Annotated in this window: 28 protein-coding genes and 2 pseudogenes; 10 read left to right on the forward strand and 20 right to left on the reverse strand. The window is 64.2% G+C overall.

What is annotated here, in order from left to right:
* Window positions 1–4 precede the first annotated feature (4 nt).
* From LRS08_RS18920 to LRS08_RS18950, 7 genes are all read right to left on the reverse strand, one after another.
* Window positions 5–343 carry a hypothetical protein gene (locus LRS08_RS18920; protein ID WP_257845725.1) on the reverse strand — a complete coding sequence of 113 codons (339 nt, stop codon included), beginning with the start codon at window positions 341–343 and terminating at the stop codon, window positions 5–7.
* Entirely contained in the window at window positions 340–504 is a 165-nt protein-coding gene (locus LRS08_RS18925; protein WP_257845724.1) for a hypothetical protein, read from the reverse strand. The genes LRS08_RS18920 and LRS08_RS18925 overlap by 4 nt, the downstream gene beginning before the upstream one ends.
* 35 nt (window positions 505–539) lie before the next feature.
* Window positions 540–866, reverse strand: a complete 327-nt coding sequence (locus LRS08_RS18930) for a hypothetical protein (protein WP_257845723.1) — start codon at window positions 864–866, stop codon at window positions 540–542.
* A complete protein-coding gene (locus LRS08_RS18935; protein WP_257845722.1) occupies window positions 863–1,135 on the reverse strand; it encodes a hypothetical protein in 273 nt (90 codons plus the stop codon). The genes LRS08_RS18930 and LRS08_RS18935 overlap by 4 nt, the downstream gene beginning before the upstream one ends.
* 194 nt (window positions 1,136–1,329) lie before the next feature.
* Entirely contained in the window at window positions 1,330–1,566 is a 237-nt protein-coding gene (locus LRS08_RS18940; RefSeq protein ID WP_257845721.1) for a helix-turn-helix domain-containing protein, read from the reverse strand.
* A gap of 33 nt (window positions 1,567–1,599) precedes the next feature.
* On the reverse strand, window positions 1,600–2,382 hold the full coding sequence (locus LRS08_RS18945) for a hypothetical protein (protein ID WP_260481119.1): 783 nt from the start codon (window positions 2,380–2,382) through the stop codon (window positions 1,600–1,602).
* 29 nt (window positions 2,383–2,411) lie between these two features.
* Window positions 2,412–3,608 carry a tyrosine-type recombinase/integrase gene (locus tag LRS08_RS18950; RefSeq protein WP_257845719.1) on the reverse strand — a complete coding sequence of 399 codons (1,197 nt, stop codon included), beginning with the start codon at window positions 3,606–3,608 and terminating at the stop codon, window positions 2,412–2,414.
* 314 nt (window positions 3,609–3,922) lie between these two features.
* Between LRS08_RS18950 and LRS08_RS18955 the strand changes: the two genes are divergently transcribed.
* Window positions 3,923–4,090, forward strand: a complete 168-nt coding sequence (locus LRS08_RS18955) for a hypothetical protein (protein ID WP_257845718.1) — start codon at window positions 3,923–3,925, stop codon at window positions 4,088–4,090.
* 15 nt (window positions 4,091–4,105) lie between these two features.
* Here LRS08_RS18955 and LRS08_RS18960 read toward each other — a convergent pair whose 3' ends face one another.
* The gene (locus LRS08_RS18960) at window positions 4,106–5,395 is read right to left on the reverse strand and encodes an MFS transporter (RefSeq protein ID WP_257845717.1); all 1,290 of its coding nucleotides are present in this window, start codon (window positions 5,393–5,395) and stop codon (window positions 4,106–4,108) included.
* A gap of 127 nt (window positions 5,396–5,522) precedes the next feature.
* Here LRS08_RS18960 and pgsA point away from each other — a divergent pair, with 127 nt between their 5' ends.
* Genes pgsA through LRS08_RS18975 form a run of 3 tightly spaced genes read left to right on the forward strand, consistent with a single transcriptional unit; the run spans window position 5,523 to window position 6,765 of the window.
* Window positions 5,523–6,077 carry a CDP-diacylglycerol--glycerol-3-phosphate 3-phosphatidyltransferase gene (gene pgsA / locus LRS08_RS18965; RefSeq protein ID WP_257845716.1) on the forward strand — a complete coding sequence of 185 codons (555 nt, stop codon included), beginning with the start codon at window positions 5,523–5,525 and terminating at the stop codon, window positions 6,075–6,077.
* Window positions 6,077–6,328 carry a molybdopterin converting factor subunit 1 gene (gene moaD, locus LRS08_RS18970; protein ID WP_257845715.1) on the forward strand — a complete coding sequence of 84 codons (252 nt, stop codon included), beginning with the start codon at window positions 6,077–6,079 and terminating at the stop codon, window positions 6,326–6,328. The genes pgsA and moaD overlap by 1 nt, the downstream gene beginning before the upstream one ends.
* Window positions 6,325–6,765, forward strand: a complete 441-nt coding sequence (locus LRS08_RS18975; protein ID WP_257845714.1) for a molybdenum cofactor biosynthesis protein MoaE — start codon at window positions 6,325–6,327, stop codon at window positions 6,763–6,765. The genes moaD and LRS08_RS18975 overlap by 4 nt, the downstream gene beginning before the upstream one ends.
* Here LRS08_RS18975 and LRS08_RS18980 read toward each other — a convergent pair.
* A complete protein-coding gene (locus tag LRS08_RS18980) occupies window positions 6,762–7,676 on the reverse strand; it encodes a hydrogen peroxide-inducible genes activator (RefSeq protein WP_257845713.1) in 915 nt (304 codons plus the stop codon). The two genes, LRS08_RS18975 and LRS08_RS18980, sit on opposite strands and share 4 nt — an antisense overlap.
* 102 nt (window positions 7,677–7,778) lie before the next feature.
* Window positions 7,779–8,522 carry an SDR family oxidoreductase gene (locus tag LRS08_RS18985; RefSeq protein ID WP_257845712.1) on the reverse strand — a complete coding sequence of 248 codons (744 nt, stop codon included), beginning with the start codon at window positions 8,520–8,522 and terminating at the stop codon, window positions 7,779–7,781.
* Window positions 8,523–8,621: 99 nt separating this feature from the next.
* Between LRS08_RS18985 and LRS08_RS18990 the strand changes: the two genes are divergently transcribed.
* Complete coding sequence (locus LRS08_RS18990) at window positions 8,622–9,521, forward strand: AraC family transcriptional regulator (protein WP_257845711.1); 900 nt, start codon at window positions 8,622–8,624, stop codon at window positions 9,519–9,521.
* A 51-nt stretch (window positions 9,522–9,572) separates the two neighbouring features.
* On the opposite strand, the pseudogene ahpF reads toward LRS08_RS18990, so the two are convergent.
* The 3 genes and pseudogenes from ahpF to LRS08_RS19005 form a co-directional block, all read right to left on the reverse strand.
* Window positions 9,573–11,157 (reverse strand): annotated as a pseudogene (gene ahpF, locus LRS08_RS18995) (alkyl hydroperoxide reductase subunit F).
* 106 nt (window positions 11,158–11,263) lie between these two features.
* On the reverse strand, window positions 11,264–11,827 hold the full coding sequence (ahpC, locus tag LRS08_RS19000) for an alkyl hydroperoxide reductase subunit C (RefSeq protein WP_257845709.1): 564 nt from the start codon (window positions 11,825–11,827) through the stop codon (window positions 11,264–11,266).
* Window positions 11,828–11,962: 135 nt separating this feature from the next.
* A complete protein-coding gene (locus tag LRS08_RS19005) occupies window positions 11,963–12,727 on the reverse strand; it encodes a sulfite exporter TauE/SafE family protein (protein ID WP_257845708.1) in 765 nt (254 codons plus the stop codon).
* Between the two features lie 160 nt (window positions 12,728–12,887).
* On the opposite strand from LRS08_RS19005, the gene epsC reads away from it, so the two are divergent.
* Both epsC and LRS08_RS19015 read left to right on the forward strand, forming a co-directional pair.
* The gene (epsC, locus tag LRS08_RS19010) at window positions 12,888–13,583 is read left to right on the forward strand and encodes a serine O-acetyltransferase EpsC (protein WP_257845707.1); all 696 of its coding nucleotides are present in this window, start codon (window positions 12,888–12,890) and stop codon (window positions 13,581–13,583) included.
* On the forward strand, window positions 13,580–13,924 hold the full coding sequence (locus LRS08_RS19015; RefSeq protein ID WP_257845706.1) for a DUF2794 domain-containing protein: 345 nt from the start codon (window positions 13,580–13,582) through the stop codon (window positions 13,922–13,924). Before epsC ends, LRS08_RS19015 begins: the two co-directional genes overlap by 4 nt.
* Window positions 13,925–13,934: 10 nt before the next feature.
* Here LRS08_RS19015 and LRS08_RS19020 read toward each other — a convergent pair whose 3' ends face one another.
* The 4 genes from LRS08_RS19020 to LRS08_RS19035 form a co-directional block, all read right to left on the reverse strand.
* Window positions 13,935–14,210, reverse strand: coding sequence for an acylphosphatase (locus LRS08_RS19020; protein ID WP_257845705.1), 276 nt, complete (start codon window positions 14,208–14,210; stop codon window positions 13,935–13,937).
* Between the two features lie 124 nt (window positions 14,211–14,334).
* Window positions 14,335–15,018, reverse strand: a complete 684-nt coding sequence (locus LRS08_RS19025; protein WP_260481703.1) for a methyl-accepting chemotaxis protein — start codon at window positions 15,016–15,018, stop codon at window positions 14,335–14,337.
* Window positions 14,990–16,132 (reverse strand): HAMP domain-containing protein, encoded by a 1,143-nt coding sequence (locus tag LRS08_RS19030; RefSeq protein ID WP_257846172.1) that lies wholly within the window; start codon window positions 16,130–16,132, stop codon window positions 14,990–14,992. Before LRS08_RS19030 ends, LRS08_RS19025 begins: the two co-directional genes overlap by 29 nt.
* 166 nt (window positions 16,133–16,298) lie before the next feature.
* The gene (locus LRS08_RS19035) at window positions 16,299–16,928 is read right to left on the reverse strand and encodes a carbonic anhydrase (RefSeq protein WP_257845703.1); all 630 of its coding nucleotides are present in this window, start codon (window positions 16,926–16,928) and stop codon (window positions 16,299–16,301) included.
* 79 nt (window positions 16,929–17,007) lie between these two features.
* Here LRS08_RS19035 and lipA point away from each other — a divergent pair, with 79 nt between their 5' ends.
* Both lipA and LRS08_RS19045 read left to right on the forward strand, forming a co-directional pair.
* Complete coding sequence (gene lipA / locus LRS08_RS19040; RefSeq protein WP_257845702.1) at window positions 17,008–17,940, forward strand: lipoyl synthase; 933 nt, start codon at window positions 17,008–17,010, stop codon at window positions 17,938–17,940.
* Window positions 17,940–18,434 carry a type II toxin-antitoxin system RatA family toxin gene (locus LRS08_RS19045; RefSeq protein WP_257845701.1) on the forward strand — a complete coding sequence of 165 codons (495 nt, stop codon included), beginning with the start codon at window positions 17,940–17,942 and terminating at the stop codon, window positions 18,432–18,434. The genes lipA and LRS08_RS19045 overlap by 1 nt, the downstream gene beginning before the upstream one ends.
* On the opposite strand, the gene LRS08_RS19050 is transcribed toward LRS08_RS19045, so the two are convergent.
* The 3 genes and pseudogenes from LRS08_RS19050 to LRS08_RS19060 all read right to left on the reverse strand — a co-directional run bounded on the left by LRS08_RS19050 (window position 18,362) and on the right by LRS08_RS19060 (window position 20,659).
* The gene (locus LRS08_RS19050) at window positions 18,362–18,898 is read right to left on the reverse strand and encodes a CinA family protein (RefSeq protein ID WP_260481120.1); all 537 of its coding nucleotides are present in this window, start codon (window positions 18,896–18,898) and stop codon (window positions 18,362–18,364) included. The genes LRS08_RS19045 and LRS08_RS19050 overlap by 73 nt on opposite strands.
* Window positions 18,895–19,419 (reverse strand): hypothetical protein, encoded by a 525-nt coding sequence (locus LRS08_RS19055; RefSeq protein ID WP_257845700.1) that lies wholly within the window; start codon window positions 19,417–19,419, stop codon window positions 18,895–18,897. The genes LRS08_RS19050 and LRS08_RS19055 overlap by 4 nt, the downstream gene beginning before the upstream one ends.
* A gap of 88 nt (window positions 19,420–19,507) precedes the next feature.
* Window positions 19,508–20,659: pseudogene (locus LRS08_RS19060) on the reverse strand (bifunctional 2-C-methyl-D-erythritol 4-phosphate cytidylyltransferase/2-C-methyl-D-erythritol 2,4-cyclodiphosphate synthase).
* Window positions 20,660–20,963: 304 nt separating this feature from the next.
* Here LRS08_RS19060 and LRS08_RS19065 point away from each other — a divergent pair.
* Window positions 20,964–21,281, forward strand: coding sequence for an HPF/RaiA family ribosome-associated protein (locus tag LRS08_RS19065; RefSeq protein WP_257845699.1), 318 nt, complete (start codon window positions 20,964–20,966; stop codon window positions 21,279–21,281).
* Window positions 21,282–21,337 lie beyond the last annotated feature (56 nt).

A 21,337-nucleotide genomic window follows, 5' to 3' on the forward strand; every position in this document is an offset into this window, starting at 1 on the left:
GCCATCATCGCGCATCCCCCTGCGCCGCTGGCAGCGCATGCTCGGGCAGCGTCCAGACGATGGCGCGCTTGCCGTTCGAATTGCGACGGCGCAGCCCGCTGTCGGCGATCAGACGTTTCGACCTGAGTTCCGATGTGCGTGGTTGCACCGACCCCCGATCAATATCGAGGATCGCCGCCAGCTCTTCGGTCGTAGCGCCGCTCCTGCCTGCCGCACGAACGGCATGGAGGACGGTGCGTTGCAGTCGGCCGAGATCAGGCGCGATCGCTTCAGCAGCGAAGACCGATGTGTCGATCCCGCGGTGTCCCGGGCGATCGGGATAGGTCGCCTGGATCATGCTCATGCGACACCGCCCTTCGCGGCATCGTTCATGCCGTAGCGCTCGAGCAAGATGGACAGCCAGTTCGCCTGCTTCTCAGTCAGGGCGTTGGCGTCGAACGCGATGCCGCCGAGAAACTGCCCCTCCTTGGGTCGCAGCGGCGCACCGCTCGTGAGCAGGTTCATCGCGATCGAGCGATGATCAGCAATCGGGTGAGTTGTCATGCCGCATCTCCCGGTTCGGTGGGCTCGGGCGTGACGGTGAAGAAGCCGGTCCCGAACTCAGGAGCGAGGATCCCGGCGCCGTCCCAGATCGGAATGGCACCATGGCGGTGAGACGCAGACAGCGCGACATCGACCGCCTCAGCCGCATCGAACCAGCCAAGACTGTCCCACGGCAGCCGACCCGCTTCTCGACTTGCTCGGGGTCCGGCCAGGGCGACCAGGTATTGCACAGGTGGCATGATCCCGGGGGTGATTTCGACAATCTCGTATGGCGAAGCGCCGGCGACTTTCGGCCGCTCGAACGGGATGATGGTGGCAGTCATGCGGCACCGCCTTCGGCTTCTGCGCCGGCGTCAGTGAAATCGACGGCCTGAATGCCAAGTGCCGCTGCGCGCCAGCGGGCCACGTCCAGTGCGTGCGCATAGTCGTGATAGACACCCGCGAGGACATATTCGCCCGTCTCGTATTCGATGCCCACGACGAACTCGACGGGGTCGCGCTCGACGAGGTTGACCAGCGACACGCGCGCCTTCGGTGCGGCGACCGCTGGCTGGCGTGACTTGCTGCGGATCGGGACAATATCAGCACTCATGCGATCTCTCCCAGCTCAGGCCGCAGCCAGTGGGTCGCAATTATGCGAGGGACTAGTTCGAGATATTGCGCGGGTCGTCCGCTGCCGCTATCTCCGACGTCGCCGTTGTAAAGGATTGCAGAGGGTCGGACTGTGGCGGTCCGGCCCTTTCGCGTCTCTAGGGGCGACGCTGCCCTTGCCGTTGCCATTGTCGCTCACGCCGCTTCGACGAGCTTGCGAACGCTAGCGACCTTGATGAGCCTGCGGCCGCCGACGCGGATGCTGTCGACCTTGCCTTGGCCCATCAGCTTGTAAAGCGTGCCCCTGCTGAGGCCGATGGCCCTCGCCGCATCGTTCACGCTGCACGTGACTGGTTCCATTTTCACCTCCGACACGGCGACCTGTTCGACCGTGTTCGAGGTTGTTCTCGGCAATTCGAGGAGCGGCGGCACACCACATTGGAAGTGCGACTTTCTGACTGCCTATTAGTGGGACCGTGCCTTGCTAAGTCGCCTCTTCAGCCGCTCATATCGGTTGGGAAGGGGGGGCGGCGAGAGCGCAGTCTTCACCATTGAAAGCGACGGGGAGGGAAGGGCGGCTAGGGCACAAAGGGAGCGGAGGAAGATGATAAAGTCGGGTGCGCCGTCCCCGTCATCGTCCTTCCGAACCACCCGCTCGGCCGTTGCCTTGCGGCCTGTTGCCCCGGTCCACACTGGCGCGCACAGCGAGATGAATTGCCCAAGGCCCGGCAAGCGTTGCCCTGTGCCGGAGCTGGCTGAGTCGTCGTGGCCCAGCATGCGCGCCTGATCTTCCGATGTCCGAGCAATCTCCCACAGCGGAATAGTCCAAGCTCTAAAATTCGCATGTCCGTCCGGATCGAGATCGCCACTCGCGCGATAACTTGCGTCATCGAACACGCTGACGATTGCTCGGTGCGCCTTGGCAAAAGCGAGGAACTTAGGCCGATTGCCGTTCGCGAGCGCTCCACCCGCTGCGCCGCCGAGCTCCCTCAACGCCGCGTCTAATCCGTCAGCATGCCGCGCGATCTCGCCAAGCAGCGCCATCGCACGCGCCGGGGTGATGTCGCGCGTATCCTTGCCTCGTTCATGCTGCTTGCGATAACTTTGCAGCGCGAACGCCACCCAGGGCCAATGCTGCTCCGCGGCCTGTTGGCTGGTGGCGTATGGCGACAGAATAGGTTCGATCACGTCGAAAGGGTACTCGCGACACGCCTCTTCGATCGAATCCTTGAACCATTCGGCGGGCATCTGAGGCCCAATGTCTGCAATCGCGAGTTTCACGCAACAGCCGCCAATTTCGTCACCGCCTGATGACCGGTGACATAGCGAGCCCACGCATCCATCAGCTTTTTCCGCTTTTCGAAGAAGTCAGTGCGACGATACGCGGCTTCGACGCGATCGGGCAGCTTGTGCGCCAGCGCCTTGTCGACGATCTCCTTCCGGAAGTTGGTTTCTTCGGCCGCCCAGTCCGTGAAAGAACTGCGGAACCCATGCACGGTGAAGCCAACGACCTTATCCTCGCGCAGCACCTTGGTCATCGTCATGTCACTGATGGGGCGCTCCTCGCCCCCGGGCTTCTTCAGGGTCGAAGGGAAAATCAGGCCGGCGTCGTGGGTCCTCGCTTCCCAACGGCGGTTGATGATCGCCATCGCGTCAGTCGAAAGCGGCACCACGTGCGGCTGCTTCATCTTCATTCGGCTAGCCGGGATGCTCCAAGTGGCTTTCTCGCGGTCGATCTCAGCCCAGTTCGCAAAGCGCGTTTCGTTCGACCGGACGGCGGTTAGGATTGTGAAGCGCAGGGCATCACGCCCCACCGTCTCAACCGCGCCAGCGAGCTTCGCCATATAGTCGGGCACATCGGCGTAGGGCATCGCTTCGAAATGGTTCTCGACATTCGGTTGCCGCGGCAGTCCCTTGCGGACTGAACGAAGCGACGTCTCATCCGGTCGCCAGCCCTTGATATGGGCAAAGTCCAGCACCACGCCAATCCGCTGTAAAATGCGCTGCGCTGTCTCGGGCATCTCCATCCAGATCGGCGCAATCGCGTCGCGAACCATGATGCTCGTGACGGCGTCGACAGGTTTGTCCCCAATCGCTGGAACGATGTGATTGATCATGCTCGCAAGCCAGGAGTCGATGTGCTTCTGGTTCTTCCAACCCTTCTTCAGCTCCGCATGACAATCTCGCGTCGCCTGCTCGAAGGTCGGGATCGCGACAGGCTTCTTCTTCCGCTCGGCGACAGGGTCTACGCCGGATTTAGCCAGCTTGCGCATCTCTGCAGCCTTGTCCCGCGCATCCGCGAGACCCAGAACACTGGCTGATCCGAGCCCTATGTCACGCCGCTTGCCGTCGACCTGCACGCGCAGCATCCACGATCGCGAGCCGCTCTCCTTAACCAGCAGATACAGGCCATCGCCATCCGCATGACGGCCAGGCTTTGCCGATTTCACCCGCAATGCAGATAGCTTGCCCACGTTTCGATCCCTCACTGGTTCCCACACGATAGCGTGGCTTTGCCTGAACAGCAATGAACAGTGTCGAACAATGTGGCGCGGAAAACTAAGGAAAATCTAGCGAGTCGTGCTCAGCGTCGAACCAGCGTGGACAGATGTTAGATGGCCCTCGGCTCCACCATCCCTTCGAAGAATGAGGCCGGAGCGCGTTGCGCATCCGGCCGTTTCTTTGCCTGTCGCAAAAGGATGCATGCGCTCGCCGTCCCGCATCGGAACAGCCGTTAACGATCCTTTAGGGATGGCCGAAAGTGTAAACGGCGCGTTAACCTCCGGCCATGCGACGCGAACTTATCCTGACCGGCGCCAGCCGCAGCCACCCGTTCCGGGCCAATCTTCCACAGGTGCGGGCCGAAATTCGCCGCCGGGAGGACGAGGGCGATCTCAAGCTCTTTGCGCTGAGCTTCACCGCGTTCTTCGTGTGCATCTACACGTTCATTTTCTGAAGGCCGGGCCCGCGCTCAATCGCAGGCGCGGTGCAGCTTCTGGGCGATCCAGGCCGAGACAATGGCCATGCCCGCCACGAACAACAGCTGATTCGACGGGCCGACGCCCAGCGCGGTGATGCCGATCACCATAAGCGCACCCAGCACCATCCCGAACGCGTTGACGATATTGTTCGCCGCCACGGTGCGCGCGGTCTGATCCTTCGTCACAGTCGTGGTGAGGAATGCGTAGAGCGGCACCACGAACATGCCGCCAGCGATGGCGATTGCCATCAGCGTTGCCAGCACCAGCCATGCCTGAGGCATCGCGATGAAACCGAGCATGTCGTAGAGCTGGCCGGGCGCGGCAGGGATCCAGAATTTCGATTCGAACGAGAAGGCGACGACGAACCCCGCCATCGCAATGACCGAGATCGGCGAGTATTTCGCCGAAATCTCCCCCTTCAGCATCGCGTTGATGATCACCGACCCGATCGCCACGCCGACCGAGAAGGTCGCGATCATCAGGCTCGCCACGCGCTCGTCGGAGGTCAGCACATTCTTCGCCAGCGGGGTGAAGATGACGATCAGTACCGATCCCATCGTCCAGAAGAAGCTGATCGCACAGATCGCCCAGAACAGGCGGGGGATGTGCATCGTGTTTGAGATCAGCCGCCACGACGCGGTGAACGGGTTGAAATTGAGCTTGAGCTTCGCCCCCTGGCGCGGGGCAGCGGGGACCATGCGGCCGGTGAACCAGCCGATGAATGCGACGATCAGCGTCAGCCAGCCCGCAGTCTCGATCGACACCCAGCCGGCGATGACGGTGCCGAGCAGGATCGACAGATAGGTCGCGGCCTCGACCATACCCGTGCCGCCAAGCACCTCGTCCTCCTTCAGATGCTGGGGCAGAATCGCGTATTTGATCGGACCGAAAAAGGTGGAGTGCGTACCGAGCATCAACACCGCGCCCAGCATCATGCCGACCCCGACCATCGGATAGCCGAGCTTGGCGACGATGATGCCGCACCCGCCGAAGATCATGATGCCGATCTCCGCCGTTTTTACGATGCGGATGATCTGCGCCTTGTCATAGGTATCCGCGAGCTGGCCCGATAGCGCGGAAAGCAGGACGAAGGGGAGCAGCGCTACGCCGGTGGCGAGCGCGTTGAACACGAACTCCGTCTCCGGGTCGTTCAGCACCTGATAGGTGGCGAACAACACCATCGCAGTCTTGAACAGATTGTCGTTGAAGGCCCCCAGGAACTGCGTGACGAACAGGGGGAGAAACCGGCGCTCCTTGAGCAGTCCGAGCGCGTTGTTCATATGCGTGGCGGGCCTTCGTCCGTCAAAACTGGCGCTGACATAGCCGGGGCGTGCGGGGCGCGGCAACCGGATATCGCGTGACGATCGGGGGATGATCGCGGCGGCGCACAGTGCTAGGGCAGGAGCTATGCTGACGCTGCCAAACGTCCTGACGCTGTCGCGAATCGTCACCGTACCGCTGCTGGTGTTCTTCCTGTGGTGGCCGGAATGGCAGGCCGGATATGCGCTTGGATTCGCCACCTACTGCCTGATGGGATTCACCGATTATTTCGACGGCTATCTCGCGCGGTCGCGGGGGACGGTGTCGAAGCTGGGCGTGTTCCTCGATCCGATCGCCGACAAGATTATGGTCGCCGCGGTGATCCTGATTCTCTGCGCCAAGGAACTGATCCCCGGCATCCACATGATCGCCGCGCTGATCATCCTGCTGCGCGAGATCGCGGTGTCGGGGCTGCGCGAGTTTCTGGGCGGCATCCAGGTATCGGTGCCGGTGTCGGCGCTCGCGAAGTGGAAGACAGCATTGCAGCTGACGTCGCTGGGCGGGCTGATTCTTGCGGGCGCGCTGCCAGGATGGGCGTGGGTGCATGATACCAGCCTCACGATGCTTTGGGCAGCGGCGGCGCTGACGCTGATCACCGGCTGGGACTATCTGCGCGTCGGCCTCAAGCATATGGATAGTTGATGCGGCTGCTCTATTTCGCCTGGGTCCGCGAGACGATCGGGGTGGGCGAGGAGGACGTGCACCCGCCCGAAGCGGTGCGAACCGTCGCCGATCTGATCGACTGGCTGGGCGGACGCAGCGACAGGCACGCGCAGGCGTTCGCCGACCCGGCACGGCTGCGCGCTGCAGTAGATCAGAAGTTCGTGGCGCTCGACGCCCTGCTGGGATCGCCGCGTGAAGTTGCGATCTTCCCTCCGGTGACTGGCGGATGATCCGCATCTCGGTCGATCTCGCGCCGATCGACGTCGGCGTCGAACTTGCCGGAATTGAAGAGTGCGGGGCTGGAGGGATTGCCAGCTTCATCGGCGTGGTGCGCGGCGAGGATGGCGTCACTTGCCTGGAGCTGGAACATTATCCCGGCATGACCGAAGCCGTGCTGTGCGACCTCGCCGAACAGGCGATGGCGCGCTGGAGGCTGGTGTCGGCAGTGATCGTCCACCGCGTCGGGTCGATGGAGCCGGGCGAGCGGATCGTGCTGGTCGCGACCGCAGCGGCACATCGCGGTGCGGCGCTGGAGGCGTGTGCGTTCCTGATCGACCGACTCAAGACCGAGGCGCCGTTCTGGAAGCGGGAGCGCCGCGGGGAGCATAGCGCATGGGTTGATGCACGAGTCAGTGATGCGGAGACGGCGGCTCGCTGGCTCGACTAGTCGGCGTCGGTTCCAGCCTGGGCCAATACGTCCGCCAGCAACCTGAAATCGCGCTCCCGCGGGCTCGCCCTACGCCACACCAGTGCGATGCGGCGTGACGGATTGTCCGCCTGAAGCGGGCGGGCGGTGATATGGGTGTGGTCGAGGATGCCGGCAGCGATCGCCATCTCGGGCAGCATCGTCACCCCCAAGCCGTTGTCGACCATCTGGACCATCGTGTGCAGCGAGGTGCCGAGCATCGTCGCCTCGGCGCGCAATTCGGGGCGGTTGCACGCGGCGAGAGCATGATCCTTGAGGCAGTGGCCATCCTCGAGCAGCAGCAGCCGTGTCTCGTCGATCTCGCTCGCGGTGACGCTGGCGTGGTCGGGCTCATACTCGCCCTCGGGAAAGGCGACGAACAGCGGGTCGTCGAACAGCGGCGCGGTTTCGACGTCGCCGCAGGCATAGGGCAGGGCGAGGAGCACGCAGTCGGTACGCCCCGTGTGCAGGCTCTCGCACGCCGCGCCGCTCGGCTCCTCGCGCAGGAACAGCTTGAGGTCGGGATAGTCGCGTCGCAGCCTGGGGAGGATGCGGGGGAGCAGAAATGGTGCAATCGTCGGGATGACGCTCATCCGCATCTCGCCCGACAGCGGGCGCCCGGCGGCGCGGGCGAGATCGGCGAGTTCGTCGGCTTCGCGCAGCACGCGCCGCGCCTTGTCGACGATCCGCTCACCCAGCGGCGTGAAGCGGACGACGCGGCGCGTGCGCTCGACCAGCACGACGCCGATCAGCGTCTCCAGCTCGCGCAGGCCGGCGGACAGGGTCGATTGCGTGACGAAACACGCCTCCGCCGCGCGCCCGAAATGGCCATGGTCCTTGAGCGCAACCAGATATTGCAGCTGCTTGAGCGTGGGGAGGTAGGTCTGCGCCATTGATCGATCCAATCGATTGATGGCGACGATATAAGTGGGAAGCGCGATATTACCAAGGTATGGCGGCGGCGCTCCGCGCGATTGGCACCGCCGCCGTTGACCTCAGCGCGCGCCAGCCAGCGCTACCGCGTCCGGACCTGCGGGAAAGCTGAGTTGCCCGGTTTCGTCATGGACCGCGCGCCACACGCCGTCAGCCACATCCGCTTCGGTCGTGAACTGCGCCGGGGTGGCGAAGGCGGTTAGCACCGGCTCGGCGAAGGGCATGTAAGCCGCAGGTATCGCATCCTCGATCCGCGTGCCCGAATTTTGGATGAAGCGCGTGGTCGGACCATAGCCGGGTTGGACCAGCTTGGCGCGGATGCCGAAAGCGGCGAGTTCGTGCGCGAGCGCACCGGTGAACCCCTCGATCGCGGTCTTGCTGGCCGTATAGACCGACACCAGGGGCATCGGGCCCAGCACTGCGCTCGACGTGACATTGACGACCACGCCCGATCGCTGCGCGCGGAAACCGGGGATGACTGCCTGGGTCATTGCCATCACGCCAAAGGTGTTGGTTTCGAAGATTTCGCGCACCTTGTGCATCGCCATCGCTTCAGCCACGCCGATCGCGCCGATGCCGGCATTGTTGACTAGCGCGTCGATCGGCCCGGCAGCTTCGATCGCGGCGGAGATGCTCTCCGGCCGTGTGACGTCGAGTCCGATCACGCGAATGCGCTCGCAACGGGGCAGGATGTCGAGCCGCGGCGTGCGCATCGTCGCAATGACGCGCCAGCCCCGGGCGTGGAAGTGGCGGGCGGTTTCGAGGCCATAGCCCGAGGAACTGCCGGTTATCAGAATAGTCTTCATTGGGGGGCTCCATGCGTTGTTCTGCACGGAGGTGATGCCCCGGACGAGGGCGGACGATCTACGATTGAAAATCCAGATTTAGTTTGCGATGGTCCAAAAATGGCCGACCCACTCAGTGAGATTATCGCCCTTCTCAAGCCTCGGGCGGTGTTTTCCAAGCTCATCAGCGGTGCGGGGCGATGGGGCGTGCGCTATGGCGACTATGGCGCGCCCAGCTTTTGCACCGTGATCGACGGGCGCTGCCGTCTGGCGGTTGACGGACAGGATCCGTTGACGATTGAGGCGGGCGATTTCGTGCTGATGCCCGCGACGCCGGGTTTTGTGCTGTCCGGGTTCGAGCCGGTAGTCCCGAACTTCATCGATCCGCATGCGGCACCGTTGCCGGTCGGCGAATTGCGCCACGGCGATTCCGACGCCATGCCCGATGTGCGATTGCTCGGCGGCTATTTCAGTTTCGCGTCGCCCGATACGGGGCTGCTGGTGTCGCTCCTGCCCCAGTTGATCCATGTGCGTGGTGTGAATCGGCTGTCGGCGCTGGTGGCACTGGTGGGGGAAGAAACGCACGATGCGCGGCCCGGGCGTGATCTGGTGCTCGAACGCCTCGTCGAGATCCTGCTGGTCGAAGCGCTGCGGGCGACGCAGGAGGAGGCCCCGCCGGGGCTGTTGCGCGGCCTGGGTGACCGACGGCTAGCGGCGGCGATGCGCGCGATGCATGCCGACCCGGCCCGGGCGTGGACGATGGGCGAGTTGGGGCGCAGTGCCGGAATGTCGCGCTCCGCCTTTTTCAATCATTTCAGCCGAGCGGTCGGGGTGCCGCCGATGGAATATCTACTCGGCTGGCGAATGGCACTCGCGAAGGACCTGTTGCGCGCCGGGCAACTTGCGTTGGCCGAGGTCGCGGAGCGCGTCGGCTATGGCTCGGCCAGCACCTTTAGCACTGCGTTCAGCCGACATGTTGGTCAGCCGCCGGGGCGGTTCGCGCGCGGCGTGGCGGCGTAAGCAACGCGATAACGCCACCCCTGCATTCTACGGGGGTGGCGCTCTGCCGGGTCAGGCGGCGGCCGCGGTCTCGATCTCTTCGGCGGGGAGCCGGATGAGATAATCGAAAGCCGAGAGGCCGGCGGTTGCGCCTGCACCCATCGCGATCACAATTTGCTTGTAGGGGACGGTCGTCACGTCGCCCGCAGCGAAGACGCCCGGTAGGCTCGTCTTGCCGTTTGCGTCAACCTCAATTTCGCCGCGCTGCGACAGAGCGAGCGTGCCCTTGAGCCATTCGGTGTTGGGGACGAGGCCGATCTGGACGAAAATGCCCTCCAGCGCGATTTCATGTTCCGCGCCCGTGGTGCGGTCCTGATAGGTCAGGCCCGTGACCTTCTCCGCGCCGTTGACACGGGTTGTGAGCGCCGAAGTAATCACCTGAACATTGGACAGGCTGGCGAGCTTGCGCTGAAGCACGGCGTCGGCGCGCAGCTGGTCGTCATATTCGATCAGCGTGACGTGGCCGACGATGCCGGCGAGGTCGATCGCTGCCTCGACACCAGAATTGCCGCCGCCGATCACCGCGACCCGCTTGCCCTTGAACAGCGGGCCGTCGCAGTGCGGGCAATAGGCCACGCCCTTGTTGCGATATTCGTCCTCGCCGGGGACGCCCATCTGGCGCCAGCGGGCGCCGGTCGACAGGATGATCGTCTTGGCCTTCAGGCTCGCGCCATTGGCCAGCACCACCTCATGCGAGCCGCCTTCACGCGCCGCCGGAATCAGCTTCTCGGCGCGCTGCAGGTTCATGATGTCGACGCCATTTTCCTTGACGTGACCTTCGAGCTGGGCGGCGAGCTTGGGGCCTTCGGTGTAGGGGGACGGAGATGAAATTCTCGATGCCCATCGTGTCGAGCACCTGCCCGCCGAAGCGTTCGGCGGCGATTCCGACGCGCAGCCCCTTGCGCGCGGTGTAGATCGCCGACGCCGCACCGGCAGGGCCGCCGCCGACGATCAGGACGTCGAACGGCTCCTTGGCTGCGAGCTTCTCGGCCGCCTTGGCCTCCGCGCCGCTGTCGAGCTTCGCGACGATCTGCTCCAGCTCCATCCGGCCCGATCCGAACAATTCGCCGTTCAGATAGACGGTGGGGACGGCGAGCACCTGGCGTGCATCGACCTCTTCCTTGAACAGCGCGCCGTCGATCGCGACGTGGCTGATCCGTGGGTTGAGCACCGCCATCAGGTTGAGCGCCTGCACCACGTCGGGGCAGTTCTGGCAGCTGAGCGAGAAATAGGTTTCGAAGTGGAGGTCGCCGTCGAGGCCCTTGACCGTTTCGATCACGTCCTGCGCCGCCTTGGACGGGTGGCCGCCGACCTGAAGCAGGGCCAGCACCAGGCTGGTGAATTCATGCCCCATCGGGATGCCGGCGAAGCGCACGCCGATATCGGTACCCGCGCGGCGGATCATGAAGCTGGGCGTGCGCTTGTCGTCGTTCGTGCGGACCAGCGTGATCTTGCCGGAGAGGTCGGCAATTTCGGCGAGCAGGGTCTCCAGCTCGCGCGACTTGGCATCGTCGCCAAGGCTCGCAACCAGTTCCACCGATTCGCGGATATGGACGAGATAGGCTTCCAGCTGCTGCTTGAGGTGCGCGTCGAGCATGGTGAAACTCCTGTATCTGAAAACGAAACGGCCCGGGGTGAGGGGAGGCTCACCCCGGGTCGCATAGGGCACCCGACGAGGGGGGAGGTGGGTGCCCCAGGTTGCGTCAGATCTTGCCGACCAGATCGAGCGACGGGGCGAGGGTGGTTTCGCCTTCTTCCCACTTGGCCGGGCAGACTTCGCCCGGATGCGCCGCGATATACTGAGCCGCCTTGATCTTGCGGAGCAGCTCGGCCGCGTTACGGCCGACGCCTTCGCTGGTGATCTCGACCAGCTGGATCACGCCTTCCGGGTCGATCACGAAGGTGCCGCGGTCCGCCAGACCCTGGCCCTCACGCAGAACGTCGAAGTTCTTCGACAGATTGTGGTTCTGGTCGCCCAGCATGTAATAGTTGATCTTGCCGATCGCGGGCGAGGTGTCGTGCCACGCCTTGTGGCTGAAATGCGTGTCGGTCGACACCGAATAGACCTCGACGCCCATCTTCTGCAGGGTCGGGTAGATGTCAGCGAGATCCTCCAGCTCGGTCGGGCAGACAAAGGTGAAGTCGGCCGGGTAGAAGAAGAACACCGCCCACTTGCCGCGCACGTCGGCGTCGGTGACCTCGACGAACTTGCCTTGCTTGAACGCGGTTGCCGTGAACGGCTTCAGCTCGCTACCGATGAGCGCCATGTTTCTGTTCTCCTGTGGATTGTGCAGTGCAGCTTGTGCGATGCGGCATATAGGGTGCGCCGCAGCACTTCCAAATTGGAAGTGTCGCTGTCCGTGATCGAACAAATCACTCAATCGAGCGGAATTGATCGAAGCTCAAGTGAGCGCGCGATAGACGCTATAGCTGCTCGTCACGGTCAGAACGACGCCGACCAGAATCAGCAGCGTCTTGGTCGGCACGCGCTTGGCCAGGATCGCGCCGAAGGGCGCCGCGATCACGCCGCCAATCAGCAGGCCGATAACCGCTTCGGTGAAGGCGGAAAAGCCGAGATGGAAGATGAAGGTGATCGAGACGGACAGGGTAAGGAAGAACTCGACGCTGTTGACCGTGCCGATCGTGTAGCGCGGCTGCGTCCCCTGGATCAGCAAGTTGCTGGTCACTACGGGCCCCCAGCCGCCGCCGCCCGCCGCGTCAAGAAAGCCCCCGGCAAGTCCCAATGGCTCAACGATCTTCGGTTCGCGATGATGGCGTGTGGGAAAGCTGATGCCGCGCCACAGCAGATACACGCCGATCAGCGCGAGGTAGGCCATCACATAGGGCCTCGTCACAGATGCATCGAGCGTGCTGAGCAGGTAAGCGCCCGTCACTCCACCGATCACACCGGGGATCAACAAACGGAAGAACAGCTTCCAGTTCACATTCTTGTGGATCGCATGGCTGATGCCCGACACGCCGGTCGTGAAGCATTCGGCAAGGTGGACACCGGCGGATGCGGTCGCCGGCGGGACGCCGAGAACGCTGACCAGCAGGGTGCTCGAGATCACCCCGAATGCCATACCCAGCGCGCCATCGACGATCTGCGCGGCGAAGCCGACGGCGATGAACGGGAGCAGGGCCTGGAAGTCGATCCCTTCAAACATTCACGCACCTCTCGCAGTCCATCTGGTCGCCCGGTTTGGCCATGCGGGCCAATTCCCACAAGATACATAGTGTTTAGACGCCTCAAGCCATAAACGTCGCGCGCTGGAAATGGGAGCCGCGACCGCCTAAATATCTGTCCGAAGATAAAGGGGCGTAGCGATGTTCGGCGGTCTGACAGCCTATCTGGATTCGATTCGAGCACGCGACCCCGCGCCGCGTAGCCGTGCCGAAATACTGCTTTACCCGGGCGTCTGGGCGGTATTCTGGCATCGTGTTGCGCATCGCCTGTTCCGCGGCCGGCTGTTCTTCCTGGCGCGGGTGGTGAATCATCTGTCGCGCTGGATGACCGCGATCGACATTCATCCCGGCGCGACGATCGGACGCAACTTCTTCATCGACCACGGCTTCGTCGTGATCGGCGAGACGGCGGAAATCGGCGACGATGTAACCATCTACCAATGTGTTACGCTGGGCGGGACCAGTCCGGACAATGGCGTCGCGGGCAAGCGCCACCCGACATTGTCGGACGGGGTCATCATCGGATCGGGCGCGCAGGTGCTGGGACCGATCACCGTCGGCGCGCGCGCGCGCGTCGGCGCGAACGCTGTGGTGACGAAGGATGTGCCGGAGGGCGCGGTAATGGTCGGCATCCCCGCCAAGCCGACATTGGTCGAGGCGGAGGCGTGGAAGAAGGACTTCGTTCCTTACGGCACACCGTGCAGCGAGCTGTACGATCCGTCGACCCAGAAGCTGGAGATCATGCGTTGCGAGCTGGAGACGCTGCGCAAACGGCTCGACGACCTGCTGGCCGAGCGCGCCACCGAGGGCAAGCCGGAGCAGCGCGACCGGGCGTGAGCGCGAACGTCACCCCATTTCCGTCGCGCGGCACGCCGACCCAAGTCGGGTTCGATCGCGCGGAGCTGGCACGCATCCTTGACCTTTATGGTCGCATGGTCGCGGCTGGACACTGGAAGGACTATGCGATCGACCTGGGCCGTGAGGCAGCGGTGTTCGCCGCCTTTCGCCGCACCGCCGAGCGCCCCGAATTTCGCGTCGAGAAGCGCCCCGCGTTGCGCAACCGGCAAGGCATGTGGGCATTGGTGAATGAGGCCGGCGCGGTGCTCAAGCGCGGGCATGAGCTTGGCCCGGTGCTGGCCCCAGTCGAACGCCGGCTCATGAAGCTGGTCGAGGACTGAGGCTGCGCCTTCAGGCGGTAAACCGCTTGGTGAATCCTTTCACATTGCCCAGTTCTGCCGGGTGCGCATCGACGCGCTCGACTGCGGCCATGTTCGGTCCTTCGCGGCAGCGGTCGACGAACGTGTCGAGCGCGACATCCTCGCCATCCGCCAGAATCTCCACTCGACCGTCCTGAAGGTTACGGACCCATCCTGTTACCCCCAATTGGCGGGCGGTGCGCACCGCCCAGTCGCGATAGCCGACGCGCTGGACGCGTCCCTCGATCAGCAAACGCTGTGCCGTCATTCCTGGTAATCCCCGCTTACACATGCGCCTCCGCTGCGCACGATGAAGTCATAGTCCGGACAAGGCAGTCGCAGACAGTCCTCCCCGGCGCAATCGCAGGGCGGTTCGGCGCGGAATGCCCTTCTCAGGCCGCCGATATCCGCGGTGGGTTCGTGTGCCCTGCCTGACGCCCCCGCGCGCGGCGATCAAGCGCAACGGGCAAATCGCGCTTACGGCGTTCAAACTCGAACGCGCGCGCATGTCGATTCAGCGTCAGGACTTCATCGGAAAGCGTGTCGGCTGCGGCAGAGGCCTGCTCGACCATCGCCGCATTCTGTTGCGTCGCACCGTCGAGCGTCACCATCGCGGACGCGATCTCGCTCACGGCGCGGGATTGCTGTTCGCTGTCCTCGTGCAGGTGGACGAGCAGGCTGTGAACTGCATCAACATCACTGGCGATGGCGATCAGCGACGCGTCCATGCGCTGAACCGCTTCGGCAGCAACCTGCACTTCGCTCCGCGTTTCGGTGATAAGCTCGCGCACGCGCTTCGCCTCTTCCTCGGCGCGCACTGCCAGCGCCGAAACCAGGTCGGCGACGACCGCAAAGCCACGGCCGGCTTCGCCAGCATTACCCGCCTCGACAGCGGCGTTCATCGCAAGAACGCGGGTCTGGAACGCGATCTTGTCGAGCCCTTCGATTACCGATCCGATGTCTTCGGCACGCTGCGACACCCAATCCATCGTCGCAGCCGCATGTTCGCCGGTCGCGCGCCCTTCGCAGACCGCGCGGGTCGCATCGTCAGCGCGCGCGCGTCTGGCTGGTAGAATCTCTTGCTACTTGCAGCCGAGCGCTGACCTGCTGGAGTGCGGCGTTGGTCTGTTCCAGATTGGCGGCGCTCGCCTCCGTGCGGCGCGCGAGATCCTCGGTCGCCCTGGCAATTTCGGTCGCACCGTTTCCGATCGAGTCCGCACTGGCGTGGACCGCATGGACCATGCCGCGCAGTGCACAAATGGCGGCGTTGAAATTGTCGCGCAGCCCAGCATAGGCAGCGGGGAAATCGGCATCAATCGTCTGGGTCAGGTCGCCGCTCCGCAGGGCCTCCAACCGCTCGCCCAGATGCCGATTGACGATCTGCTGCTCACGCAGCCGACCGGCATCCTCGGCCCGCCGCTCCTGCGCGGCGGAGGCGAAGCGCTCCAGTGCGTGGGCGATGTCGCCCAGTTCATCGCTCCGGTCGGTATGCGGGATGGTAACAGTTGCCCCTTCGGCCATTTCAGAGGTGGTTGTGGACAATTCAGCCATGGGCGTGATGATGCGGCGGATCAGGAACCAGATTGATCCGGCGACGGCACCCAGCAGAGTGAGCGCCAGAAGCGATAGCATGACGACCATCGTCACTTCCATCGTCGCCGCGCTGGACTCAACCTTGGCCTGATGGTCGGTCGCATCGACGACCAGGGCATCGATCGCCGCGCGATGCTGGGCATAGACACCCCGAAGGTCGCGATAAGCCACCTCCATCGCAGGACGATTGCCTGAGCGCGCTGCGGGCAGGAAGCGCGTTTCGAGAATGGTCCAGAATTGCTGTGCCGGTGGATCCGACTTTTCGAGAATGTCGGCCTTGATCCGGTCGGGCAGTGTCGACGATTGCCAATAGGCGCGCCGTTGCTCGTACACGGTGCGAAGCTTTTGCAGTCGCGCGCTGGCCGCAGCGACACTGGTTGGGTCGATCACGATCAGCGACGCCTCAAGATAGGGCTCGATGATATATTCGGGGGGCGGGAGGATATCGGCGATCAAATCCGACATCTGACGCGATTCCAGATGCATTGCGCCGCCCATGCGAACAGCGTTGATCTGCCATCCGATTATGGCACCACCTACGAACAGCAGCACAAGCAAGCCCGCTGCGCCGCGCTTGACCAGCTTTGTAATCGTCATCTCGTTCAACCCCGTCCACCTTCTCTCATGCCTGAACATGGTAGAAGAAGCGGACGAGCGGCGGGCGCGGCGGCGCCCTTTTCCAACACGAATGGTCGTTTTATTTCGTCGACTAAGTATTAGGTTCTAAGGGGATTTCCTTATTGACCTGTAGCTGGCGCGAACCTCACGCGGCCTGGAACTCGCCGTCCTCGTCCATCAGGTGCAGCACCCCGTCGCTGATCGCGAAATAAGCGCCGTGGATCGTCAGCTTGCCCGCCGCCTCGCGGGTGGGGATGAAGGGGAAGGTGCGCAGATTCGCGATCGAGGTGCGGACCGTTTCCAGCTCCATTTCGCGCGAAGCTTCCGGGCCGCTGCCATATTTTGCCTTCACCCGCTCACGCGCTTCATCGAGCAGGCTGACCCATGCGTGGACGAAGCCGCCGTCACCCGGGGGACTGTCCTGGAACATCTCGGTCAGTGCAGCATGCGCGCCGCCGCACATGCCGTGACCCATTACCACGATCTCCTCGACCTCCAGCTTAGTCACCGCAAACTCCAGCGCGGCAGAAACGCCGTGGCGGCCGCCGTCATTCTCGAACGGGGGGACGAGGTTGGCAACGTTGCGTACGACGAAGATTTCGCCTGGCAGCGAGTCGAAAATCTGGGCGGGTTCTACGCGGCTGTCGGAACAGGCGATCACCATCACCTTTGGGCTCTGCCCTTCGGCCAGCTGCGCCCAACGCTCGCGCTGTCGGCGATAGTCGGCGGAACGGAAGCGATGATAGCCATCGACGAGATCGGTGAAGTGAGTCATGCGGCCTCCCAATTTGGGCCTCCATTGGCGCAGGCCGTAAGGGCTGGCAAGCGGGGCGCTGGATCGCTATCTGCGCCGCATGAACGATCCGACTCCCGTCGCGCGCCCGGAGCGCCAGCGCAAGCCTGACTGGATCCGCGTCAAGGCACCGACCTCCGCCGGCTTTGCCGCGACCCGTGCGCTGATGCGCTCGAAAAGCCTGACCACGGTCTGCGAAGAGGCGGCGTGCCCGAATATCGGCGAGTGCTGGAGCAAGAAGCACGCGACGGTGATGATTCTGGGTGACACCTGCACCCGCGCCTGTGCCTTCTGCAACGTCAAGACCGGCATGCCGCGTGCGGTCGATCCGATGGAGCCGAACAACGTCGCCGATGCGGCGGTGCAGATGGGGCTGGAGCATATCGTCATCACCTCGGTCGACCGCGACGACCTGCCCGATGGCGGGGCGAAGCAGTTCGTCAAGGTGATCGAGGCGATCCGCAAGGCGTCGCCGACCACGACGATCGAAATCCTGACGCCGGACTTTCGCAACAAGCATGAGGCAGCGGTCGAGATGATCGTCGCGGCGCGGCCGGACGTCTATAACCACAATCTCGAGACCGTTCCGCGGCTTTATCCGACGATCCGCCCGGGCGCGCGTTACTACGCGTCGATCCGGCTGCTGGAGCAGGTCAAGAAGCTCGATCCGTCGATCTTCACCAAGTCGGGCATCATGCTGGGGCTGGGCGAAGAGCGGCTGGAGGTCCATCAGGTGATGGACGACATGCGCAGCGCGGACATCGATTTCCTGACGATGGGACAGTATCTCCAGCCGACCCCGCGCCACGCCAAGGTGCAGGATTTCATCACCCCCGCGGCGTTCGACGCCTATGCGGCGATCGCGCGGGCCAAGGGGTTCCTGCTGGTCGCATCCTCGCCGCTGACGCGGTCGAGCTATCATGCTGGCGACGATTTCGCGAAAATGAAAGCGGCGCGCGATGCCAAGCTGGCGAAGGCGGTGGTGACCGCCTGATGCCGCGCCATGCCGAGACCCGGCGCCTGCCCTATACGCCGGAGCAGATGTTCGACCTGGTTGCCGATGTCGGGCGCTATGGCGAGTTCCTGCCATGGGTCAGCGCGGTGCGGGTCCGGTCGGACAGCGAGACCGAGATGGTGGCGGATCTGATGGTCGGGTTCAAGAGCCTGCGGGAAACCTTTACCAGCCGGGTCGAGAAGCAGCGCCCGGGACATATCCGGGTCGATTATCTCGAAGGTCCGCTGAAGCATCTGCATAACGACTGGAAATTCCGGCCGGATGGCGAAGGCGGGGTGCTGGTCGACTTCGAGGTGGATTTTGCGTTCAAGAACCGGGTGTTCGAGATGCTGGCGGGGCAGGTATTCGATCGTGCGCTGAGGATGATGATCGGCGCCTTCGAGACGCGCGCCGCCGCGCTTTATGGCGATTCGACTTCGGGCGCAGCGGGCTCTCCCGGCAGCAGCAGTTCGAGCGCGCACAACGCGGCCTGAAGACGCACGCCGCCGCGGCCGATATCGCCGAATTCGCGAGTGTCGGCGACAACCACGTCAGGATCGGCATCCTTCTCGGCCCGGGCAAAGACGACATGGCCTACGGGCTTCTTTTCGCTCCCGCCGCCGGGACCGGCGATACCGGTGATCGCGACTGCAACATCCGCCCCGCTTTCCTCCAGAGCGCCCTGGGCCATGCTCCAGGCGGTGGCGATCGACACGGCACCGAAGGTTTCAAGGACGTCACCGCTGACCTTCAGTTCCTTGACCTTGGCTTCGTTGGAATAGGTGACGAAACCGGCGACGAGCACTTCGGACGAGCCGGGAATTTCGGTGATCGCCGCGCTGACCAGGCCGCCGGTGCAGCTTTCCGCGACCGCGACGGTGCGGCCGGCAGCGCGGTTGGTGTCGACGACGCGGCGTGCGGCAGCGACAAGATCAGCGGGAAGAATCGTGTCCATCATTTGGGCCGGGCCATAGGGCAAAGCGGCAGCTTTGGCCCGTTTTTTCGACGGTCGGCGTCGAGCTGTGCCATGCCAACGAACACGCCCGCCAGATTCTTCGGGGGCAGGGGTGCGAGATTGGCGACGATCTTGTCGAGCTTCGGGCAATCAGCCGGTTCGATCATCTGTCCGGCGAGCGGCACCATGATCACCTTGATCGCGGGGAGGACGAACATCGACCCGGCGATCGCCTGCATGTCCGGACCGAGCAGCTTGGCGATGCCGCCGCGCGCGGCGGGCAGGGCGGGGGCGACGCCCGACTGAAGGCGGGCGGCGAAGGCGGGGTTGGGGCGGCGGAGGAAAGCGGAGGCGGGGAGGGCGGTGCAGACGCGGCCCATTTCCGCCACCATGTCGGGCAACAGCACCTGAAACAGCGCCTCCGCCTCGCCATCGGTGAGGCAGGGGCGCGGCTGGGCCTGAACGCTGGACGCGGCGAGGCCGGTCCAGAGCAGGGTGGTGGCGGCAAGGCGGCGGATACGCATGAACTTACTCCGTCAGCGGCCGCGACGCGGCGGCATCATCAGGGTGTTGTAGATACGCGGACCGTAGCTGAGCCTGAACCGGGGCACTTTATTCGATCCGATCGGGGATACGGATCGTTGCGATAGCCTGTGCCGCGATCCCCTCGCCGCGACCGGTAAAGCCGAGGCGTTCCGTGGTGGTGGCCTTGAGGCTGACCTTGGCGACGGGCAGGTTCAGGATTTGGGCGATGCGGGCGCGGATCGTGTCACGATGGGGGGCCGATCTTGGGGGCTTCACAGATCAGCGTCAGGTCGATGAAGTCGATGATGCCCCCCTGTGCCCGGACGAGGGTTGCAGCGTGGTCGAGGAAGCGGTCGGACGCCGCGCCGCGCCACTGCGGGTCGCTGGGGGGAAGTGCATCCCGATATCCCCTGCGCCGATCGTGCCGAGCAAGGCGTCGGTGATCGCGTGGAGCGCGACATCGGCGTCGCTGTGCCCCGCCAGCCCCTTGTCATGCGGGATCAGCATGCCACCGAGCCACAGTTCCTCGCCCGCCTGGAGCCGGTGGACGTCGTACCCCATCGCCGACCGGGAGATCAGGCCGGCGGCATGGCGCGCCTCAGCCGCGGCGAAATCCGCGGGGTGGGTGATCTTTTCGAGCATTGCGTCTCCGGGAACGAGAGCGACGTCATGGCCCGCGCGGCGGAGCATCTGGGCGTCGTCGGTGGCTTCTTCGTCCGTTGGCCAGGCGCGGTGGGCGGCGAGGATGGCGTCGAAGTGGAAGGCTTGCGGCGTCTGGATGCGGTTGAGTCCGGCGCGGGGGACATTGTCGCCGAGGATTTCGGTGCCCCTTGCGAGTGTGTCGGCGACGGGGAGGACGGGGACGGCGCCCGGGTCTTGATCGAGCGCCGCGAGCAGGGCGTCGATCACTGCGGTCGGGATGAAGGGGCGGGCGGCGTCGTGGATCAGGACGCGGGTGACGCCCTGGCCGTCGAGTGCCTCCAGCCCGGCGCGGACCGAGTCGCGGCGCTCGGCCCCGCCTTCGACGAAGCTGACGTTTTCGAGCGATATATCGCGGACGTGGTCGTGCTGTCCTTCGCCGAAGACGATGATGGCTTGGGTTATCATCGGGTGGCAGGATAGTGCGGTAACACTATGTTCAAGCATGGGTTTTCCGCAGAGAATCGCGAACTGTTTGGGAACAGTTCCGCCCGCGCGGATACCTTTTCCGGCGGCGACGATGATGACTGCGGTGGTCATGATGCGACGGTCGCGCGACTGCTGCGCGTCACAGACGCGACGGGTTTGGACGGGTCGGCGACGCTTGTCCGACATTGGCGCGACAGGTGCGCAACCGCGTTGCGCCACGAAGCGACGGCGGCGCGACCGCCGCGTGACGGAAACGCGCCTGCTGTGCCGATTTGCTGGGTGGATCGTGCGGTCTGCATTCGGCCTGCCTAGCGATTGGGGCGCTTGTAGGAAAGCGGGGCAGCGACGGCTTGGCCGGGAACGATCTCCTGCACTGAGGCGTCCTTCATGCAACCCACCAACCAGAGAGGTATGCATGGATTTCCAGTTCAACAGCGACAACCGGATCGACGGCACCGACGCCATGGCTGAACAGAGCGAAGCGCGAGTGCGCGAGCGGCTGGCGCGGTTTGAGGGGCGGCTGACACGCGTCGAGGTGCATGTTCGGGATATCGACGGGACGACCAATGGTGCCGAGGGTGTCGAGGCGGCGATCGAGGCGCGGCCGGCGGGAGGTCAGCCGGTTGCGGTGACCGACCGCGGTGCCAAGCCGGAGGCGGCGATCAATGGCGCGTTGAAGAAACTGGTGATGCGACTGGATAGCGATTTCGGGAAGGCTGATCGGGTTCGCTGAGCAGGTGCGCTTCGGTCAGACAAAGACCTCCGCCCCCCGTAAGTGGGAGGGCTTAA

The organism is Sphingomonas sp. J315, assembly GCF_024666595.1.
Classification (GTDB): Bacteria; Pseudomonadota; Alphaproteobacteria; order Sphingomonadales; family Sphingomonadaceae; genus Sphingomonas.

What these genes read in the sequence shown, in the direction of transcription:
- LRS08_RS18985 (WP_257845712.1), bottom strand. Translation starts at nt 8,522, where the DNA reads ATGAAGACTATTCTGATAACCGGCAGTTCCTCGGGCTATGGCCTCGAA.
- pgsA (WP_257845716.1), top strand. Translation starts at nt 5,523, where the DNA reads ATGCTGACGCTGCCAAACGTCCTGACGCTGTCGCGAATCGTCACCGTA.
- LRS08_RS19045 (WP_257845701.1), top strand. Translation starts at nt 17,940, where the DNA reads ATGCCGCGCCATGCCGAGACCCGGCGCCTGCCCTATACGCCGGAGCAG.
- LRS08_RS18945 (WP_260481119.1), bottom strand. Translation starts at nt 2,382, where the DNA reads ATGCCCGCCGAATGGTTCAAGGATTCGATCGAAGAGGCGTGTCGCGAG.
- ahpC (WP_257845709.1), bottom strand. Translation starts at nt 11,827, where the DNA reads ATGGCGCTCATCGGTAGCGAGCTGAAGCCGTTCACGGCAACCGCGTTC.
- LRS08_RS18960 (WP_257845717.1), bottom strand. Translation starts at nt 5,395, where the DNA reads ATGAACAACGCGCTCGGACTGCTCAAGGAGCGCCGGTTTCTCCCCCTG.
- LRS08_RS19030 (WP_257846172.1), bottom strand. Translation starts at nt 16,132, where the DNA reads ATGACGATTACAAAGCTGGTCAAGCGCGGCGCAGCGGGCTTGCTTGTG.
- LRS08_RS18925 (WP_257845724.1), bottom strand. Translation starts at nt 504, where the DNA reads ATGAACCTGCTCACGAGCGGTGCGCCGCTGCGACCCAAGGAGGGGCAG.
- moaD (WP_257845715.1), top strand. Translation starts at nt 6,077, where the DNA reads ATGCGGCTGCTCTATTTCGCCTGGGTCCGCGAGACGATCGGGGTGGGC.
- LRS08_RS18955 (WP_257845718.1), top strand. Translation starts at nt 3,923, where the DNA reads ATGCGACGCGAACTTATCCTGACCGGCGCCAGCCGCAGCCACCCGTTC.
- LRS08_RS18975 (WP_257845714.1), top strand. Translation starts at nt 6,325, where the DNA reads ATGATCCGCATCTCGGTCGATCTCGCGCCGATCGACGTCGGCGTCGAA.
- LRS08_RS19055 (WP_257845700.1), bottom strand. Translation starts at nt 19,419, where the DNA reads ATGCGTATCCGCCGCCTTGCCGCCACCACCCTGCTCTGGACCGGCCTC.
- LRS08_RS18990 (WP_257845711.1), top strand. Translation starts at nt 8,622, where the DNA reads ATGGCCGACCCACTCAGTGAGATTATCGCCCTTCTCAAGCCTCGGGCG.
- LRS08_RS18980 (WP_257845713.1), bottom strand. Translation starts at nt 7,676, where the DNA reads ATGGCGCAGACCTACCTCCCCACGCTCAAGCAGCTGCAATATCTGGTT.
- LRS08_RS18920 (WP_257845725.1), bottom strand. Translation starts at nt 343, where the DNA reads ATGAGCATGATCCAGGCGACCTATCCCGATCGCCCGGGACACCGCGGG.
- lipA (WP_257845702.1), top strand. Translation starts at nt 17,008, where the DNA reads ATGAACGATCCGACTCCCGTCGCGCGCCCGGAGCGCCAGCGCAAGCCT.
- LRS08_RS18935 (WP_257845722.1), bottom strand. Translation starts at nt 1,135, where the DNA reads ATGAGTGCTGATATTGTCCCGATCCGCAGCAAGTCACGCCAGCCAGCG.
- LRS08_RS19050 (WP_260481120.1), bottom strand. Translation starts at nt 18,898, where the DNA reads ATGATGGACACGATTCTTCCCGCTGATCTTGTCGCTGCCGCACGCCGC.
- LRS08_RS19065 (WP_257845699.1), top strand. Translation starts at nt 20,964, where the DNA reads ATGGATTTCCAGTTCAACAGCGACAACCGGATCGACGGCACCGACGCC.
- LRS08_RS19020 (WP_257845705.1), bottom strand. Translation starts at nt 14,210, where the DNA reads ATGACGGCACAGCGTTTGCTGATCGAGGGACGCGTCCAGCGCGTCGGC.
- epsC (WP_257845707.1), top strand. Translation starts at nt 12,888, where the DNA reads ATGTTCGGCGGTCTGACAGCCTATCTGGATTCGATTCGAGCACGCGAC.
- LRS08_RS18930 (WP_257845723.1), bottom strand. Translation starts at nt 866, where the DNA reads ATGACTGCCACCATCATCCCGTTCGAGCGGCCGAAAGTCGCCGGCGCT.
- LRS08_RS19005 (WP_257845708.1), bottom strand. Translation starts at nt 12,727, where the DNA reads ATGTTTGAAGGGATCGACTTCCAGGCCCTGCTCCCGTTCATCGCCGTC.
- LRS08_RS19035 (WP_257845703.1), bottom strand. Translation starts at nt 16,928, where the DNA reads ATGACTCACTTCACCGATCTCGTCGATGGCTATCATCGCTTCCGTTCC.